The following is a 17,522-nucleotide window of genomic DNA, read 5'->3' on the forward strand; positions in this document are numbered from 1 at the left end:
GTGACGGCGCGCGGGCGCGCTGAGGGGGGTCACACTGATGTCGCCTCAGATTTAAGGGGCCATGACATGTCATGTCCATAGCGCCCCCGTGGTGGAGCTGTGAATAGGTGTTCACGTGCAGAATGGGGAGCGCACGGCCCGTGAAAGGAACGGACATGAAGGCACTGGCCCTGATGGTCCTCACCACGACCGACGACGAGGCCAAGGCCCGCGCCCTTGCCGCGGGAGCGGTCGAAGCGCGCCTGGCGGCCTGCGCCCAGATAGCGGGCCCGGTCACCTCGGTCTACCGCTGGCAGGGCAACACGGAGACCGCCCAGGAATGGCAGGTGCTCCTCAAGACCACGGCCGACGGCTACGAGGCCCTGGAGTCATGGCTGTTGGAGGCGCACGACTACGACACCCCGGAGATCATCGCGACACCGGTGGTCCGGGGGAGCGCCGCGTACCTCGCGTGGATCGAGGGGGAGACGGGCGGGGCCTGACGGCATGAGCCGGAAAGCCCGACGGCCCGAGCGCGTCAGCACCCGGGCCACCATGACTCACCGGCACACCGGCACACCGGCACACCGGCACACCGGCACACCGGCACACCGGCACACCGGTGCGTCGCACACCGGCACACCGGCAACCAGCTAGCCGGCTCACAACGAACCGGCTCACCAGCTAGCCGGCCCACCGGCCAACGAGCCAACCGGCTCACCAACTCACCAACTTGCGGCCGGACTTCACCAAACCGCGGCAGGACTTCACCAACCCGCGGCCGGACGCCACCGATTGGCGGCCGGACTTCACCGATTCACGGTCTCACTTGCGCAGCAGCAGAGTGATCGCCGCCACCACCACACCGAGTACGACGGCGCCGACGCCGTATCCGAGGCGGTGGGAGCGGAGGCCCGGAAGGAAGCGGTCGACGGCGATGCGGCCGGGGCCGGTCAGCGCGAGCGCCACCGCGCCGAGTGCGATCAGGAGCTCGTACTCGATGCCCTGCGGCGCGAAGAATCCGCCGCCCCACTTCACGGCGATGGCGTTGACCAGGGTGCCGGCCACGGCCGCGGCGGCCAGCGGGGTGAGCAGGCCGAGTACGAGGCCGAGCCCGCCGAGGGTCTCGCTGAGCCCGGCGACAACGGCGAACGACTTCGGCGACGGGTAGCCGGAGGCGGCGAAGAACTGCCCGGTGCCGTCGATCCCGCCTCCGCCGAACCAGCCGAAGAGCTTCTGCGCACCGTGCGCGGCCATGGTCAGGCCGAGGGCGAGGCGCAGTACGAGAAGACCGAGGTCATAGGCGTGGGCGGGCGCGGCAGGGGTGGGGGTGCCGGGCGCGCGGAGCGGACCGAGCTGGTTCGCGAGAGAGGTCACGTGGGGGTCTCCTGACTCGGAAATCGACATGCTTGAACTTTCAAGCTACAACCCCAAGCTAACCGCCCGACCGTCATGTTTCAAACTTGAACCACATCGACCGGGCGGTCACCGGAGCCGGTGCCGGCCGCCTCGACCCGAACGGCGCACACCTTGAACTCCGGCATCCTGGACGTCGGATCGAGCGCGGGGTTGGTCAGGTTATTGGCGCGCCCGGTGCCTGGCCAGTGGAACGGCATGAACACCGTGTCGGGCCGGATGCCCGCGGTGATCCGGGCGGGCGCCTCGGCCCGCCCGCGCCGGGAGACGACGGCGACCGGCTCGCCCTCCGCCACCCCGATCCGCGCGGCGAGCCGCGGATGCAGTTCCACGAAGGGGCCGGGCGCGGCGGCGTTCAGCTCGGCCACGCGCCGGGTCTGCGCACCCGACTGGTACTGCGACACGACGCGCCCCGTCGTCAGATGGACCGGGAACTCGGCGTCCGGCTCCTCGGCGGCAGCACGATGGGAGACGGCGGCGAACCGCGCCCGCCCGTCCTCGGTGGCGAACCGTTCCAGAAAGAGCCGGGGCGTCCCGGGATGTTCCTCTTCCGGGCAGGGCCAGAACACCCCGTCCTCCTCGACGAGCCGCCGATAGGAGATCCCCGCGTAATCAGCGGCTCCCCCCTCCGAGGCCCGCCGCAGCTCCTCGAAGACCTCCTCCGGATCGGCAGGGAACCCCTTCTCCACCCCCAGCCGCCCGGCCAGCTCACGCAGCACCTCCAGATCGCTCCGCACCCCCTCCGGAGGCGCCACGGCGCGACGCCGCAGCAGCACGCGCCCCTCCAGACTGGTCACCGTCCCTGTCTCCTCGGCCCACTGGGTCACGGGCAGCACCACATCGGCGAGAGCGGCGGTCTCGGAAAGCACCACATCCGCCACGGCCAGGAAGTCGAGCGACCGCAACCGCTCCTCCACATGCGCGGCGCGCGGCGCGGACACGACCGGGTTGGACCCCATGACCAGCAGCGCCCGTACGTCCCGCCCCAGCGCGTCGAGCAGCTCGTACGCGGAACGGCCTGGGCCGGGAAGGGAGTCGGGGTCCACGCCCCACACACCGGCCACATGCGCACGCGCCGCCGGGTCGGTCAGCTTGCGGTACCCGGGCAGCTGGTCGGACTTCTGCCCGTGCTCGCGCCCGCCCTGCCCGTTGCCCTGCCCGGTCAGGCACCCGTACCCGGAAAGGGGCCGCCCGGCGCGCCCGGTCGCGAGGCACAGGTTGATCCAGGCGCCCACGGTGTCGGTGCCCTTGGACTGCTGCTCGGGCCCGCGCGCGGTGAGGACCATGGCTGACTCGGGCTCGCAGAACATCCGCACGGCCTCGCGCAGTTGAGGCACGGCGACCCCGGTCACGCGCTCCACGTACTCGGGCCAGTGCGCCATCACGGCGGCCCGCGCGTCCTCCCACCCCCGCGTCCGGGCGCGCACGAACTCCTCGTCGACCCGCCCCTCGGTCACCACCAGATGCAGCATCCCGAGAGCAAGGGCGAGATCGGTCCCGGGCCGGGGCGCGAGATGGAGGTCGGCGAGTTCGGCGGTGCGCGTGCGGCGGGGGTCGATGACGACCAGCGTGCCGCCGTTCTCCCGCAGTTCGTTCAGATAGCGGACCGCGGGGGGCATGGTCTCGGCCATGTTCGACCCGACGAGGACCACACATCCCGTACGCGGAATGTCCTCCAGGGGGAACGGCAGCCCGCGGTCGAGCCCGAACGCGGCGAGCTGCCCCGCCGCGGCGGACGACATGCAGAACCGACCGTTGTAGTCGATCTGGGAGGTCCCGAGCACGACCCGGGCGAACTTCCCGAGCCCGTACGCCTTCTCGTTGGTGAGCCCGCCCCCGCCGAAGACCCCGCACGCGTCCGGGCCATGAGCCGAACGCGTACGGGACAGCCCCTCGGCGACCAGGCGGAGCGCCTCGTCCCACGAGGCCGGCTCCAGCGCGCCGCCCCTGCGGACCAGCGGCCCGGTCAGCCGCACGCCGGGGGCCAGCACAGCAGCGGCCGTACGCCCCTTGCCGCACAGGGCGCCCCGGTTGACGGGAAACCCGGCACGCTCCTCGACCCCGACAACGCCAGAGGCAGTCGGGACGAGATTCATCCCGCACTGGAGGGAGCAGTAGGGGCAGTGGGTGGGCGTGACAGTGAGCATGGACCCACCTTGCGCGCACGCTGTTACGCGACAGCCCACGCCCGATTACGCGCAAGACACGACGCCCTCATAGCGCCACCGGCAGGCGGGTGAGAACAACGGCGGATCAGCCGCGAATCCGTCGCGAGGGGACACCCGTACCGGTGGGCCGGCGAGAACAACGGCGGATCAGCCGCGAATCCGTCGCGAGGGGACACCCGTACCGGTGGGCCGGCGAGAACAACGGCGGATCAGCCGCGAATCCGTCGCGAGGGGACGCGGGGGTGTGTCCGCCCGGAGCACGGAGGTGCAGGTGCCGGTCAAGGGGCACAAGGCGGAGGCGCCACGATGGCGAGGACGGACACACCCCCGTGGCCCCGCCCCTCCACACACGAGGCGCATCAGCGACGCCGCACCCTCAGAGGGACGCTCAGTGACGCCGAACCCCCGGAGCCTCCCGAACCCCCAGGGCCTCCCGAACCCCAGGCTCCCGGTGGCCCAGAAACCGGGGATCGGGCCGGAACACGGAATCGACCACGGCCTTACCGGCCGCGAACACCTCACGGGCCCCGCCGTAGTACCAGGTCACGTCGTGCCGGTCGTCGACACCGACGCCGTACGACGAGACGCCCGCGGCCTCGCACAGGGCGACCGCGCGCCGGATATGGAAGCCCTGGCTGATCAGCACGGCCCGGTCGACCCCGAAGATCTTCTTGGCCCGCACGCACGAGTCCCAGGTGTCGAACCCGGCGTAGTCGCTGACGACAGCCTTGCCGGGCACCCCGTGCCGGGTCAGATAGGCGCGCATCGCGTCGGGCTCGTCGTAGTCCTCGCGGCTGTTGTCGCCGGTCACGAGAACCACCCGGATCCGCCCGTCGCGGTAGAGCTGGGCCGCCGCGTCGAGCCGGTGCGCGAGATAGGGCGACGGCTCGCCCTCCCACAGCCCGGCCCCGAACACCACGGCGACATCGGTGCGCGGCGCATCGTCGACCGTACGCAGCCGGTCCCCGGTCACGACGAACAGCCAGGCCGCCGGCAACAGCGCCAGCACACACACGGCCATCGCGCCCTGTACGAACCGCCGCCACCCCCGCCGCGTACGCGGCAACCGGATCCGCACCACTGACCACCCCTGCTCGAAAACGTCGTCGCACGACTGGACGCACGTTTCCGCCGGCCGGTTCACACGGCGATCGGGACGCCGCCGACCTCACATCCGCCCGAACACCCGGTGAGCGCCGGGGAAGCGACGCGTCACCGCCCCGCAACGACGCCGCAACCTCCCCCGGGCAGGATCAATTCATGACGGCGTCGAAACCTCAGCGCGACGAGCTCACCGGCACGGCCCACCTCGACAGTACGGCGCAACTCATGACCAGGATCACCAGCCAGCTCGGCACCCAGCTCAGCCACGTCCGGCTCGACGGCAGCCGCCGCACACCCCCGCAGGCACCGCCCGCCCCGCTCACCCCGCCCGCCCTGGTCGTCGTGGCGCACGGCAGCCGCGACCCGAGGGCGCTCGCCACGGTCCACGCCCTGCTCGACAAGGTGCGCGAGGAACGCCCGGGACTCCCCGTCCACCTCGGCCACATCGAGCTGAACGAACCGCTCCTGACCGACACCCTCGCGGGCCTCGCCCCCGGCCGGGCCGTCCTCGCCCCGCTGCTCCTGTCGCGCGGCTACCACGTCAAGCAGGACATCCCGGCAGCCCTGGCCACGGCCCCGCACCTGTCGGCCCGCGTCGCCCCGCCGCTGGGCCCCCACCCGCTCCTGGTGGAAACGCTGTACGCCCGCCTGGTTGAGGCGGGCTGGGACCCGCGCCCCGACGCCCGCACGCGCAGGACCAGCGGTGTGGTCCTCGCGGCGGCGGGCTCCCGTGACCCCGACTCGGCAGTCGACATGGCCCGCACGGCCGCGCTTCTGGCCGAGCGGCTGGGCGTCCCGGTCGTGCCCGCCTACGCGAGTGCCGCCGCCCCCACCGTCCCGGCCGCGCTGCGCGCACTCGCCGTCAGAGGAAGGCACCGCGCCGCCGTCGCCGCGTACTTCACGGCGCCGGGCCGCTTCGCCACCCAGTGCGCGCAGGCCGCCCCCTGGATAGCCGCCGCCCCGCTCGGCGCGCACACGGCGATGGCCCGCCTCCTCCTCCACCGCTACGACGGGACCCTCGCCTCCACGGCGGCCACCCCCGCACAGCGGCAACTCACGTCGGCCTGACCGTTTGTCACCGCATGCCCTTACTGTCAGTCCATGGAAGGCACGCACGAGACACCCGCATCGAAACGCGAAACACCCACCACGAAGAACCCGACCGCCCCGACTGCGCCGACCGCCCCGACCCACGCCATCGACCCGTCGGGCTATGACGCCGCCTCGGTGGAGCGCTGGGCCCCCGAGCCCGACAAACGCCCCGGCCGCACCGCCTTCCAGCGCGACCGTGCCCGCGTCCTGCACTCCTCGGCACTGCGCCGCCTCGCGGGCAAGACCCAGGTCGTCACCCCGGGCACGATGAACCGAGCCTGGGACGCCAGCCCCCGCACCCGGCTGACGCACTCCCTGGAATGCGCGCAGGTGGGCCGGGAGCTCGGCGCGGCACTCGGCTGCGACCCGGACCTCGTCGAGACGGCCTGCCTCTCGCACGACATGGGCCACCCGCCCTTCGGGCACAACGGCGAACAGGCGCTGAACGAGGTGGCGCAGGACTGCGGCGGCTTCGAGGGGAACGCTCAGTCGCTGCGCCTGCTGACGCGTATCGAACCCAAGCGCTTCGTCCAGAGCGCCGACACGGACGAACTGGTCAGCGTGGGACTGAACCTCACGCGCGCCGCGCTCGACGCCGCGACGAAGTACCCGTGGCCCCGCGGCGGCCACCCCACCGACCCGGCCTCGCCCAAGTTCGGTGTGTACGAGGACGACCGCCCGGTGTTCGACTGGATCCGCAAGGAGTCACCCGAGCGCAGGACCTGCTTCGAGGCGCAGGTCATGGACTGGTCGGACGATGTCGCGTACTCGGTGCACGACCTGGAGGACGGGCTGCACGCCGGCCACCTCGACCCGAACATGCTGCACGCGGAGCCCGAGCGCCGTGACATCTACGCGGTCGCGATCGGCCGTTACGTACCGGCGGACACCGACTCCGAAGAGCTCGCGGCGGCGCTCGACCGGCTCCTCGACCAGGAGTGGTGGCCGCACGGCTACGACGGCACGGCTTTCGCCCAGGCCCGTCTCAAGGACGCGACCAGCCAGCTCATCGGCCGCTTCTGCCTCGCCGCGGAGGGCGCCACCCGCGCCCGCCACGGCACGGGCCGCCTCACGCGCTACGAGGCCGAACTGGTGGTGCCGCGCGAGGCCCGGTACGAATGCGCGGTCCTCAAGGCGGTCGCCGACCGGTACGTGATGCAGCGCCCGCAGCAGGAGCGGCTCCGCGCCGACCAGCGCGTCGTCGTGGCGGAGCTCGCCGAGGCGCTCACCCGCCGCGCGCCCGACGGTCTCGACCCGCAGTTCCGGGCCTTGTTCGACACGGCGCGTGACGACCGCGCCCGCAAGCGCGTGATCGTCGACCAGATCGCCTCCCTCACCGACGCCTCGGCCCGCGAACTGCACGCGCGCCTCACAGGGCCCCGTCCCTGAGGGCGTCGCCCCAGCGCGCACCGCACCGCGCCGCGGAGCGGGGTTCGTGCGGGGCGCGCTCCTGCGCACGGTCGTCGTCCTCGTCGCGAAGCCGGCCATCGACCACTGGGCGTGACGAAAAGATGCCCTGTTCGGGCCATGCCCCCTTCCCGCATCACGCTCCGTGCGGGACGCTCGCATATGGCGCCATGGCATAGAGGAGGCATCACGTGGTCGACGCGGATCAGACGTTCGTCATTGTCGGAGGCGGGCTCGCCGGAGCGAAAGCGGCCGAGACGCTGCGCTCCGAGGGCTTCAACGGCAGAGTGATCCTCATCGGGGACGAGGGAGATCATCCGTACGAACGCCCACCCCTGTCCAAGGGCTATCTCCAGGGCAAGGAGGAACGGGACAGCGTCTTCGTCCACGAACCGGCCTGGTACGCACAGAACGACATCGAGCTGCACCTCGGCCAGACCGTCGTCGCGGTCGACCCGGCCGTGAAGAACGTCCGGCTGGGCGACGGCACGGTCGTCCACTACGACAAGCTGCTCCTGGTCACCGGCGCGGAGCCGCGCCGCATGGACGTCCCGGGCACCGAGCTCGCCGGCGTGCACCACCTGCGCCGCCTCGCCCACGCGGAGCGCCTCAAGGGCGTTCTCGCCTCCCTCGGCCGGGACAACGGCCACATCGTGATCGCGGGCGCGGGCTGGATCGGCCTGGAGGTCGCCGCGGCGGCCCGCGAGTACGGCGCCGAGGTCACCGTCGTCGAGCCCGAGGCGACCCCGCTGCACGCGGTCCTCGGCCCGGAGATCGGCCAGATCTTCGCCGACCTGCACGCCGAGCACGGCGTCCGCTTCCACTTCGGGACCCGCCTCACCGCCATCACCGGCCAGGACGGCATGGTCCTCGCCGCCCTCACCGACGACGGCGACGAGCATCCGGCCCACGACGTGCTCGCCGCGATCGGCGCCGCCCCGCGCACCTCGCTCGCCGAGTCCGCCGGGATCGAACTCGCCGACCGGTCGCAGGGCGGCGGCATCGCCGTGGACGCCTCGCTGCGCACCTCCGACCCGGACATCTACGCGGCCGGTGACGTGGCGGCCGTGCAGCACCCCCTCTTCGGGACCCGGCTGCGCGTCGAGCACTGGGCCAACGCGCTCAACGGCGGCCCGGCCGCCGCCCGCGCCATGCTGGGCCAGGAGGTGACGTACGACCGCGTGCCGTACTTCTTCTCCGACCAGTACGACGTCGGCCTCGAGTACTCGGGCTGGGCGCCCCCGGGCTCGTACGACCAGGTCGTCATCCGCGGGGACGCGGGCAAGCGCCAGTTCATCGCGTTCTGGCTCAAGGACGGGCGGGTGCTCGCCGGGATGAACGTGAACGTGTGGGACGTCACGGAAACCATCCAGGCCCTCATCCGCACCGGGGTCAGGCCCGGGGCGGAACGCCTGTCGGATCCGTCCGTCGCGCTCACGGCGCTCCTCGAGGGGGAGGACGGGTGACGTGAGTGTCGGCGGGTCGCCGTAGAATCCTTGCGTGGCAGGCAGGATCAATGACGAGGACGTGAAGGCGGTCCGGGACGCGGTCCCGATCGACGCCGTGGTGTCCGAGTACCTGCAACTGCGCAACGCGGGCGGCGGGAACCTGAAGGGCCTGTGCCCCTTCCACGACGAGAAGTCGCCGTCCTTCCAGGTCAGCCCCAGCAAGGGCCTCTTCCATTGCTTCGGCTGCCAGGAGGGCGGCGACACCATCACGTTCGTGATGAAGGTCGACCACCTCTCCTTCTCCGAGGTCGTCGAACGCCTCGCCGGCCAGGCGGGCATCACCCTGCGGTACGAGGAGGGCGGCTACAACCCCTCGCACCAGCGCGGTGAGCGCATCCGCCTGGTCGAGGCGCACAAGGTGGCCGCCCAGTTCTACATGGACCAGCTGGAGAGCGTCGAGGCGGAGATCGGCCGCAAGTTCCTCGCCGAGCGCGGCTTCGACCAGGCCGCCGCCGCGCACTTCGGCGTCGGCTACAGCCCGGCCGGCTGGGACCACCTCACGCGCTTCCTGCGCGGCAAGGGCTTCACCGACAAGGAACTCATCACCTCCGGGATCTCCCAGGAGGGCCGTCGCGGGCCCATCGACCGCTTCCGCGGCCGCCTCATGTGGCCCATCCGCGACATCGGCGGCGAGGTCGTCGGCTTCGGCGCCCGCCGCCTGCGCGAGGACGACAACGGCCCGAAGTACCTGAACACGCCCGAGACGCCGATCTACCGGAAGTCCCAGGTCCTCTACGGCATCGACCTCGCCAAGAAGGAGATCGCGAAGTCGAGCCGCGCGGTCGTCGTCGAGGGCTACACGGACGTCATGGCCTGCCACCTGGCCGGCATCACGACCGCCATCGCGACCTGCGGCACCGCCTTCGGCGGCGATCACATCAAGATCCTGCGCCGCCTCCTCATGGACAACGGCAGCGCCCGCGTGATCTTCACCTTCGACGGCGACTCGGCGGGCCAGAAGGCCGCCCTGCGCGCCTTCGAGGACGACCAGAAGTTCGCCGCCGAGACGTACATCGCCGTCGCCCCCGACGGTATGGACCCCTGCGACCTGCGCCTGGCCAAGGGCGACGAGGCGGTTGCCGACCTCGTCGAACCCCGCACCCCCCTCTTCGAGTTCGCTCTGCGCCACATCGTCTCCCGCTACGACCTGGAGACTCCCGCAGGCCGCGCCGCCGCGCTCGACGAGGCAGCCCCCGTCGTCGCCCGGATCAAGAACAGCGGTGCGCAGCACGAGGTCGCCGTCCAGCTCGCCGGCATGCTCGGCATCCTCGACACCCAGTTCGTCGTCAAGCGCGTCTCGCAGCTCGCCCGCTGGGCCCGTGACCGCGGCGGCCGCGGCCCCGCCCCGTCCCGTCCGCAGCAGCCCTACGAGGCCGCGGCGACCCGCGCGTCCGCCGCGGGCCCCGCCCTCACCCTGCGCAACCCCGTGTACGCCACCGAGCGCGAGCTGCTCAAACTCGCCCTCCAGCGGCCCGAGTTGGTCTCCCCGGCCTTCGACGCGTACGGAGTGGACGAGTTCACCGCCGCCCCGTACGCCGCGGTGCGCGAGGCGATCATCGAGGCGGGCGGCGCCGACCTCGGCACCCAGGACCCGCAGGCCTATCTCGTACGGGTACGGGAGGCGGCTCCCGACGACGCGGTGCGCGCCATGGTCACCGAGCTCGCCGTCGAGGCCATCCTGCGCAGATCCGTCGACGAGGTCTACGCGGGCCAGCAGCTCGTCGCCGTGCGCCGCCGCGCCGTCGACCGGCGCATCCGGGACGTACAGGGCTCCCTGACCCGGCTGGGCACGCACAGCGACCCGGCGCGCCTGTCCGCCGTCCAGGAGGAGCTGATGGTCCTCCAGCGCTACGACAGAGCGCTGCAGGACCTCGGCGCGCAGGCGCTCTGACCGCTGCGCCCCCGACGGCCCGGGAAGAGGTCCGCCCGGCCGGTTTCGTCCCGTCCCGCAGGGGCAGGCGTGGTGCACGGTAACCGAGCGGTCACGCACCGGACTCAAAAAGTCACCGCACGCCCCTCGTGGCGGCGTTGTGTCGTACAGCACACTGGGTCCCGGTGCCTGAGTCCTCGGAGCGCGGCCGGAACCCCGACAACGGGTCCGACACCCCCGCGGTTCCGCCCAACGCGTACGGGACGGACAGCGGTGTGGCCGCCGTCGCCGATCCCGGTGTACCCCTGCCGCACGCCTCAGCAGCGATCACCTTGGAGGTCGCCCCCGTGCAGACCCAGACCCTCAGCCAGAGCGGTGCCGCGCGTCAGAGCGCCCAGGGCACCCCCGCGCCGGACACGGACGCGGAGGCACTCCCGGCCGTCCCCCAGCAGCGGGGACCGGAGAACCGTCCGGACTCCGACCCGCCCGGCGATCCCGCCGACACCCCACAACCGGCCGATACGGCCGAACTGCCCGAGCCGGAGGCGGAGTCGGATCCGGATCCGCGGGAAGCCGGCCCCCGCCCGCCCGTCGCCCTCCTCCTCGACACCGTGGACGCGGAGACTCCCGAGCCCCCGCCCTCGCGCGGCCGCACCGACACCGGCGGCCCCTCCTCGGACCTGTTCCGCCAGTACCTGCGCGAGATCGGACGGATCCCGCTGCTCACGGCCGCGGAGGAGGTCGACCTGGCCCGCAGGGTCGAGGCCGGTCTCTTCGCCGAGGAGAAGCTGACGGGCACCCCGGACCCGGACTCCCAGCTCGCCATCGACCTCGACAAACTCGTCGTGATGGGCCGGATGGCCAAGCGCCGCCTCATCGAGGCCAACCTGCGCCTCGTCGTCTCGGTCGCCAAGCGCTACGTGGGCCGCGGCCTGACCATGCTGGACCTGGTCCAGGAGGGAAACCTCGGCCTGATCAGGGCGGTCGAGAAGTTCGACTACGCCCGCGGCTACAAGTTCTCGACGTACGCGACCTGGTGGATCCGGCAGGCCATGTCACGCGCCCTCGCCGACCAGGCCCGCACGATCCGCGTCCCGGTGCACGTGGTCGAGCTGATCAACCGGGTCGTGCGCGTCCAGCGCCGCATGCTCCAGGAACGCGGCTACGAACCCACGCCCGAAGAGGTCGCCGCCCACCTCGACCTGCCGCCCGAGCGGGTCAGCGAAGTCCTGCGCCTGGCCCAGGAACCGGTGTCGCTGCACGCGCCGGTGGGCGAGGAGGACGACGTCGCGCTGGGCGACCTGATCGAGGACGGCGACGCGGCGTCCCCCGTCGAGTCGGCCGCGTTCCTCCTCCTGCGCGAACACCTGGAGGCGGTCCTCTCCACCCTCGGTGAACGCGAACGCAAGGTGGTCCAGCTCCGCTACGGCCTGGCGGACGGCCGTCCCCGCACACTGGAGGAGATCGGCCGCATATTCGGGGTGACCCGAGAACGCATCCGCCAGATCGAGTCCAAGACCCTCAACAAGCTGCGCGACCACGCGTTCGCCGACCAACTGCGGGGCTATCTGGACTGACGGGGGGTGCGACGAAGAGCGCCCCGTAAGGGGCGCGGGGAACTGCGCGCTCGACCCCCACGACCCGCAGAGAGAATCGTCAGGGGCGCGGGGAACTGCGCGAACAAGCCACAAACGACCCGCACACAGAACCCCGCCCCTGTGACCCGGCTACTCCACCTCCACCACGGCCTGCGCGAACTGAGCCTCGTACAGCCGCTCGTACGCCCCACCCGCGGCGCGCAGCGCATCGTGGGTGCCCTGCTCCACGATGTCCCCGTTCTCCATCACCAGGATGGTGTCGGCGTCGCGGATCGTGGACAGCCGGTGAGCGATGACGAAGCTGGTCCGCCCGTGGGCGAGCCGCGCCATCGCCTTCTGGATGAGCACCTCGGTACGGGTGTCGACGGAGCTCGTCGCCTCGTCGAGGACGAGTATCACCGGGTCCGAAAGGAACGCGCGTGCGATGGTGATGAGCTGCTTCTCACCGGCGCTGACCCCCGACCCCTCGTCGTCGATCACGGTGTCGTAGCCCTCGGGCAGCGTTCGGATGAACCGGTCCGCGTGGGCGGCCCGCGCCGCCTCCTCGATCTGCTCCCGGGTGACGTCCTTGGCCGCGCCGTACGCGATGTTGTCCGCGATCGTGCCGCCGAACAGCCAGGTGTCCTGGAGCACCATGCCGATCCCGGAACGGAGTTCGTCGCGCGACATCTTCGCCACGTCGACCCCGTCGAGGGTGATGCGCCCGCCGGTGACCTCGTAGAAGCGGAGCAGCAGGTTGACCAGCGTCGTCTTGCCGGCGCCCGTCGGGCCGACGATGGCGACGGTGTGCCCCGGCTCCACGGCGAGGGAGAGGTCCTCGATGAGCGGCTTGTCCTGCTCGTAGCGGAAGGACACGTTCTCGAACTCGACGAGCCCGCGCAGCAGATCGGGCTTCTCGCCCGGCACCGGGTCGGCCTCCTGCTCGTCCGCGTCGAGCAGTTCGAAGATCCGCTCGGCCGAGGCGACGCCCGACTGCACCAGGTTCGCCATCGAGGCGACCTGCGTCAGCGGCATGGAGAACTGCCGCGAGTACTGGATGAACGCCTGGACGTCACCGATCGACAGCGAACCCGAGGCGACCCGCAGGCCACCCACCACGGCGACCAGCACATAGTTCAGGTTCGACACGAAGAACATCAGCGGCTGCATCATCCCGCTGTTGAACTGCGCCTTGAACCCGGCCTCGTAGAGAGCGTCGTTCTGCTCGGCGAACGCCTTCGCCGACTCCTCCTGACGCCCGAAGACCTTCACCAGGTTGTGGCCGGTGTACATCTCCTCGATGTGCGCGTTCAGCTTGCCGGTGGTCTTCCACTGCTGCACGAACTGCGGCTGCGACCGCTTGCCGACACGCGTCGCGATCAGGAACGACAGCGGCACCGTCACCAGTGCCACCAGCGCGAGCAGCGGCGAGATCCAGAACATCATCACCAGCACGCCGACGATGGTGAGCAGCGAGTTGATGAGCTGGCCCATCGTCTGCTGGAGCGTCTGCCCGATGTTGTCGATGTCGTTCGTGGCGCGGCTGAGGACCTCACCGCGCTGCCGCTTGTCGAAGTACGACAGCGGAAGGCGCGACAGCTTCGCCTGGATGTCCTCGCGCATCCGGAAGACGGTCTTGTTGAGCGCCCGGTTGGACAGCCGCGTCGCCACGGCCATCAGCAGACCGGCCCCCAGGAACGTACACAGGGCGATCCCGAGCACGGAGCCCACGGTCCCGAAGTCGATGCCCTGGCCGGGCGTGAAGTCGATCCCGGAGAGCATGTCGGCGACCCCGGAGTCACCCTTGGCCCGCATCCCCTCGATGACCTGCGCCTTGCTGCTCCCGGCGGGCATCTGACGCCCGATGATGCCCGCGAAGACCAGGTCGGTCGCCCGGCCCAGGATCTTCGGGCCCAGCACCGACAGGCCCACACTCAGGACGACACACGCGACCATCGCGAACATCGTCGTCTTCTCGGGCTTGAACTGCCTGATGAGCCGCTTGCCCGAGCCCTTGAAGTCCATCGAACGCTGGTCGGGGCTGCCCCCGGCCATCATCCGCCCGCCTGGCCCCGCCATCAGGCCGCCTCCGCTTCCGTCAGCTGGGAGAGAACGATCTCCCGGTACGTCTCATTGCCGGCCATCAGCTCGTGATGGGTGCCCGTGCCCACGACATGGCCCTCGTCGAGGACCACGATGCGGTCCGCGTCACGGATGGTGGAGACCCGCTGGGCCACGATCACCACGGTCGCCTCGGAGGTCTCGTGACCCAGCGCGGCCCGCAGTGCGGCGTCCGTCGCGTAGTCGAGCGCGGAGAACGAGTCGTCGAAGAGATAGATCTCGGGCCGCTGCACCAGCGTCCGCGCGATCGCGAGCCGCTGGCGCTGACCGCCGGACACATTGGTGCCGCCCTGGGAGATCGGGGAGTCGAGCCCGTTCTCCAGCTTCTTCACGAAGTCCTTGGCCTGCGCCACCTCCAGGGCGTTCCACAGCTCTTCGTCGGTCGCGTCCGGATTGCCGTACCGCAGATTCGTCGCGACCGTCCCCGCGAAGAGGTACGGCTTCTGCGGCACGAGCCCGACGGTCCTGGCGAGCAGTGCGGGGTCGATGGTGCGCACGTCGACGCCGTTCACCAGGACCTCGCCGTCGGTCGCGTCGAACAGGCGCGGCACCAGGCCGAGAAGGGTGGACTTGCCGCTGCCGGTCGAGCCGATGACGGCGGTCGTCTCGCCGGGGCGCGCGGTGACCTGGATGGCCTTGAGTACGGGCTCCTCGGCGCCCGGGTAGCGGAAGCCCGCGTCCCGGATCTCCAGGTGGCCGTGGCTGCGCAGCTCCCGCACCGGCGAGGACGGCGGGACGACGCTGGACTCGGTGGAGAGGACCTCCTGGATGCGCTCGGCGCAGACCTCGGCGCGCGGCACCATCATGAACATGAAGGTGGCCATCATGACGCTCATCACGATCTGCATCAGATAGGCGAGGAACGCGGTGAGCGCGCCGATCTGCATGCCGCCGCTGTCGATGCGGTGCGCGCCGAACCAGACGACGGCGATCGATGAGATGTTCACCACGGTCATGACGATCGGGAACATCAGCGCGAGGAGCTTGCCGGTGCCGAGGGAGACCTCGGTCAGATCGGCGTTGGCCTCGCGGAAGCGCTCCTTCTCGTAGTCGTCGCGCACGAAGGCGCGGATGACGCGGTTACCGGTGATCTGCTCGCGCAGCACCCGGTTCACCGTGTCGAGCCGCACCTGCATGGTGCGGAACAGCGGCCGCAGGCGGCGCACGATCAGGCTGACGCTGATCCCGAGGACCGGGACCACGGCGAGCAGCACGCCCGACAGGGGCACGTCCTGGCCCAGCGCCATGACGATGCCGCCGACGCACATGATCGGCGCCGACACCATCAGCGTGAACGTCATGAGCGTGAGCATCTGGACCTGTTGCACGTCGTTCGTCGTGCGGGTGATCAGGGACGGTGCCCCGAACTGGCCCATCTCGCGCGCCGAGAAGGACTGCACGCGGTCGAACACGGAGGCCCGGACGTCCCGTCCGAGCGCGGATGCGGTGCGGGCGCCGTAGAACACGGCGCCGATGTTGCAGACCATCTGGACCACGGTGATCGCGATCATGATGGCGCCGAAAGCCAGGATGTAGCCCGTGTCCCCCTTCACGACACCGTTGTCAATGATGTCCGCGTTGAGGGTGGGCAGATAGAGCGAGGCGCAGGTCTGCAGGAACTGCAGCAGCACCAGCACGCCGATGGGTTTCTTGTACGGACCGAGGTAGGTCCGAAGAAGTCGTATGAGCACGCTCGGTCTCTCGAAGTCGGCCGTCATGAGGGGTCAGTGATGCACGACCCTCATCGTCCGACACTCCACCCGTGTTACCTCAACCGATTTAGCCAAGAGCCCGCCAAGAAACCCATGTGGAGCGGGACGAAACGGTCACGCCATCGCGGAATCGAAGGCTCCGGGGTGCGTCTGCTCCCGTACGGCGGTGAACTGCTGCCGCACCGCCTGCCCGACGGGCAGCTCCTCGCCCGGCTCCAGAACCTGCGCCGCCGCGCCCTGCCACTGCGGCAGTTGCCCGTTCAGCGCCCACGCGGCCTGCCGCGCCGCACCGAGCGCCGCGTAGTCCGCGGGCTGCGGCACCACGACCTGCGTCCCGAACAGCATCGGCGCCGCGGCCTGCACCGCCGGCAGCTCGGCCGCCGCCCCGAGCAGGAAGATCCGCCGCACCTCGACCCCCCGCGCGCGCAGTACGTCCATGGCGTCCCCGAGCCCGCACAGCATGCCCTCGAACGCGGCTCGCGCGAGATGCTCCGGCTTCATCGACTCCCGCCGCAGCCCGCTCAGGGTGCCCGCGGTGTGCGGCAGATTCGGCGTCTTCTCGCCCTCCAGATACGGCAGCATGACCAGGCCGTGCGACCCGGGAGTCGACTTCATCGCCAGGTCGGACAGCTCCTCGATCCCGGAGAGCCCGAGCATGTCGGCCGTACCGCGAAGGGCCCGCACCGCATTGAGCGTATGGACGACGGGCAGATGCATGCCGGTCGCGTCGGCGAGCGAGGTGATCATCCCGGACGGATCGACCAGCGCCTCGTGGTGCACCGCCATGACCGAACCCGAGGCGCCGAGCGACACCACGGCGTCGCCCTGGCGCACCCCGAGCCCGAACGCCGCGGCCATCGTCTCGCCCGTACCGGCCGAGATGATCAGCCCCTCCGGAGTGGTGCCCGCCGCGTCCCCCGGTCCGAGCACCTCCGGCAGCATCGTCTGGTGCCCGAGCGCCAGCTCGATCAGGTCAGGACGGTATGAGCCGCTCGCCGCCGACCAGTAGCCGGTGCCCGAGGCCCCGCCCCGGTCGGTGGTCCGCCGCGACGGCCGGCCGAGGAGCTGCCACACCAGCCAGTCGTGGGCCTGGAGCACGAGCGCGACCCGCTGTGCGGCCTCCGGCTCGTTCCTCGCCAGCCACCGCAGCTTCGTCACCGGATGCATGGCCTGCGGCACACACCCGACGGCCTGCGCCCACTCCTCACGCCCGCCGAGCCGGTCGATGAGATCCGCGGCCGCGGCCTGCGTCCGCTTGTCGCCCCCGGGCATCGCGGGCCGCACGGTGTTGCCCTGCGAGTCGAGCGGCACCAGCGCGTTCTGCTGCGCGGAGACCCCGATGGCCTGCACGCCTTCGAGCAGCCCGCCGCCCGCGGCCTCGCCGAGCGAGAGGAGCCACGCCTGTGGATCGACATCGGCGGGACGGCCACCGCCCTCGCCGGATTCGAGCGGGTGCGGGGCATAGCCCTGCTTGAGCACGGCACCGGAGTCCGCGTCACAGACCACGATCCGAGTGAAATCGGGCGAACTGTCCAGCCCGGCGACTATCCCCATGACTGAATTCTGCC

12 protein-coding genes are annotated in these 17,522 nt (G+C 71.1%); 6 read left to right on the forward strand and 6 right to left on the reverse strand.

Annotation, left to right across the window (positions count from 1 at the left end):
- Positions 1–155: 155 nt before the first annotated feature.
- Positions 156–482, forward strand: a complete 327-nt coding sequence (cutA, locus tag OG758_RS32075) for a divalent-cation tolerance protein CutA (protein WP_326713120.1) — start codon at positions 156–158, stop codon at positions 480–482.
- A 322-nt stretch (positions 483–804) separates the two neighbouring features.
- Here cutA and OG758_RS32080 read toward each other — a convergent pair whose 3' ends face one another.
- From OG758_RS32080 to OG758_RS32090, 3 genes are all read right to left on the reverse strand, one after another.
- Positions 805–1,356, reverse strand: coding sequence for a DoxX family protein (locus OG758_RS32080; protein WP_372563487.1), 552 nt, complete (start codon positions 1,354–1,356; stop codon positions 805–807).
- Positions 1,357–1,436: 80 nt separating this feature from the next.
- Entirely contained in the window at positions 1,437–3,542 is a 2,106-nt protein-coding gene (locus tag OG758_RS32085) for a molybdopterin oxidoreductase family protein (RefSeq protein ID WP_326713121.1), read from the reverse strand.
- 409 nt (positions 3,543–3,951) lie between these two features.
- Positions 3,952–4,584 carry a SanA/YdcF family protein gene (locus OG758_RS32090; protein ID WP_326716101.1) on the reverse strand — a complete coding sequence of 211 codons (633 nt, stop codon included), beginning with the start codon at positions 4,582–4,584 and terminating at the stop codon, positions 3,952–3,954.
- Positions 4,585–4,823: 239 nt separating this feature from the next.
- Here OG758_RS32090 and OG758_RS32095 point away from each other — a divergent pair, with 239 nt between their 5' ends.
- From OG758_RS32095 to OG758_RS32115, 5 genes are all read left to right on the forward strand, one after another.
- A complete protein-coding gene (locus OG758_RS32095; protein ID WP_326713122.1) occupies positions 4,824–5,735 on the forward strand; it encodes a sirohydrochlorin chelatase in 912 nt (303 codons plus the stop codon).
- Positions 5,736–5,768: 33 nt separating this feature from the next.
- Positions 5,769–7,148 (forward strand): deoxyguanosinetriphosphate triphosphohydrolase, encoded by a 1,380-nt coding sequence (locus OG758_RS32100; protein ID WP_326713123.1) that lies wholly within the window; start codon positions 5,769–5,771, stop codon positions 7,146–7,148.
- A gap of 209 nt (positions 7,149–7,357) precedes the next feature.
- Positions 7,358–8,632, forward strand: coding sequence for an NAD(P)/FAD-dependent oxidoreductase (locus OG758_RS32105; protein WP_326713124.1), 1,275 nt, complete (start codon positions 7,358–7,360; stop codon positions 8,630–8,632).
- Positions 8,633–8,666: 34 nt separating this feature from the next.
- The gene (dnaG, locus tag OG758_RS32110) at positions 8,667–10,565 is read left to right on the forward strand and encodes a DNA primase (RefSeq protein WP_326713125.1); all 1,899 of its coding nucleotides are present in this window, start codon (positions 8,667–8,669) and stop codon (positions 10,563–10,565) included.
- A gap of 164 nt (positions 10,566–10,729) precedes the next feature.
- Positions 10,730–12,121 carry an RNA polymerase sigma factor gene (locus tag OG758_RS32115; protein WP_326713126.1) on the forward strand — a complete coding sequence of 464 codons (1,392 nt, stop codon included), beginning with the start codon at positions 10,730–10,732 and terminating at the stop codon, positions 12,119–12,121.
- Positions 12,122–12,271: 150 nt separating this feature from the next.
- On the opposite strand, the gene OG758_RS32120 is transcribed toward OG758_RS32115, so the two are convergent.
- The 3 genes from OG758_RS32120 to OG758_RS32130 form a co-directional block, all read right to left on the reverse strand.
- Positions 12,272–14,200 carry an ABC transporter ATP-binding protein gene (locus OG758_RS32120; protein ID WP_326713127.1) on the reverse strand — a complete coding sequence of 643 codons (1,929 nt, stop codon included), beginning with the start codon at positions 14,198–14,200 and terminating at the stop codon, positions 12,272–12,274.
- Positions 14,200–15,933 carry an ABC transporter ATP-binding protein gene (locus OG758_RS32125; protein WP_326716102.1) on the reverse strand — a complete coding sequence of 578 codons (1,734 nt, stop codon included), beginning with the start codon at positions 15,931–15,933 and terminating at the stop codon, positions 14,200–14,202. Before OG758_RS32125 ends, OG758_RS32120 begins: the two co-directional genes overlap by 1 nt.
- A gap of 135 nt (positions 15,934–16,068) precedes the next feature.
- Positions 16,069–17,508: an FGGY family carbohydrate kinase gene (locus OG758_RS32130; RefSeq protein WP_326713128.1), complete on the reverse strand. Its 1,440-nt coding sequence runs from the start codon at positions 17,506–17,508 to the stop codon at positions 16,069–16,071.
- Positions 17,509–17,522 lie beyond the last annotated feature (14 nt).

Origin of the sequence: Streptomyces sp. NBC_01474, from assembly GCF_035918215.1 — a bacterium.
GTDB classification, from domain to species: domain Bacteria; phylum Actinomycetota; class Actinomycetes; order Streptomycetales; family Streptomycetaceae; genus Streptomyces; species Streptomyces aureus.

Coding starts and splice junctions, on each gene's coding strand:
- cutA (WP_326713120.1), top strand. CDS start 156: ATGAAGGCACTGGCCCTGATGGTCCTCACCACGACCGACGACGAGGCC.
- OG758_RS32085 (WP_326713121.1), bottom strand. CDS start 3,542: ATGCTCACTGTCACGCCCACCCACTGCCCCTACTGCTCCCTCCAGTGC.
- OG758_RS32090 (WP_326716101.1), bottom strand. CDS start 4,584: ATGGCCGTGTGTGTGCTGGCGCTGTTGCCGGCGGCCTGGCTGTTCGTC.
- OG758_RS32095 (WP_326713122.1), top strand. CDS start 4,824: ATGACGGCGTCGAAACCTCAGCGCGACGAGCTCACCGGCACGGCCCAC.
- OG758_RS32100 (WP_326713123.1), top strand. CDS start 5,769: ATGGAAGGCACGCACGAGACACCCGCATCGAAACGCGAAACACCCACC.
- OG758_RS32120 (WP_326713127.1), bottom strand. CDS start 14,200: ATGGCGGGGCCAGGCGGGCGGATGATGGCCGGGGGCAGCCCCGACCAG.
- OG758_RS32130 (WP_326713128.1), bottom strand. CDS start 17,508: ATGGGGATAGTCGCCGGGCTGGACAGTTCGCCCGATTTCACTCGGATC.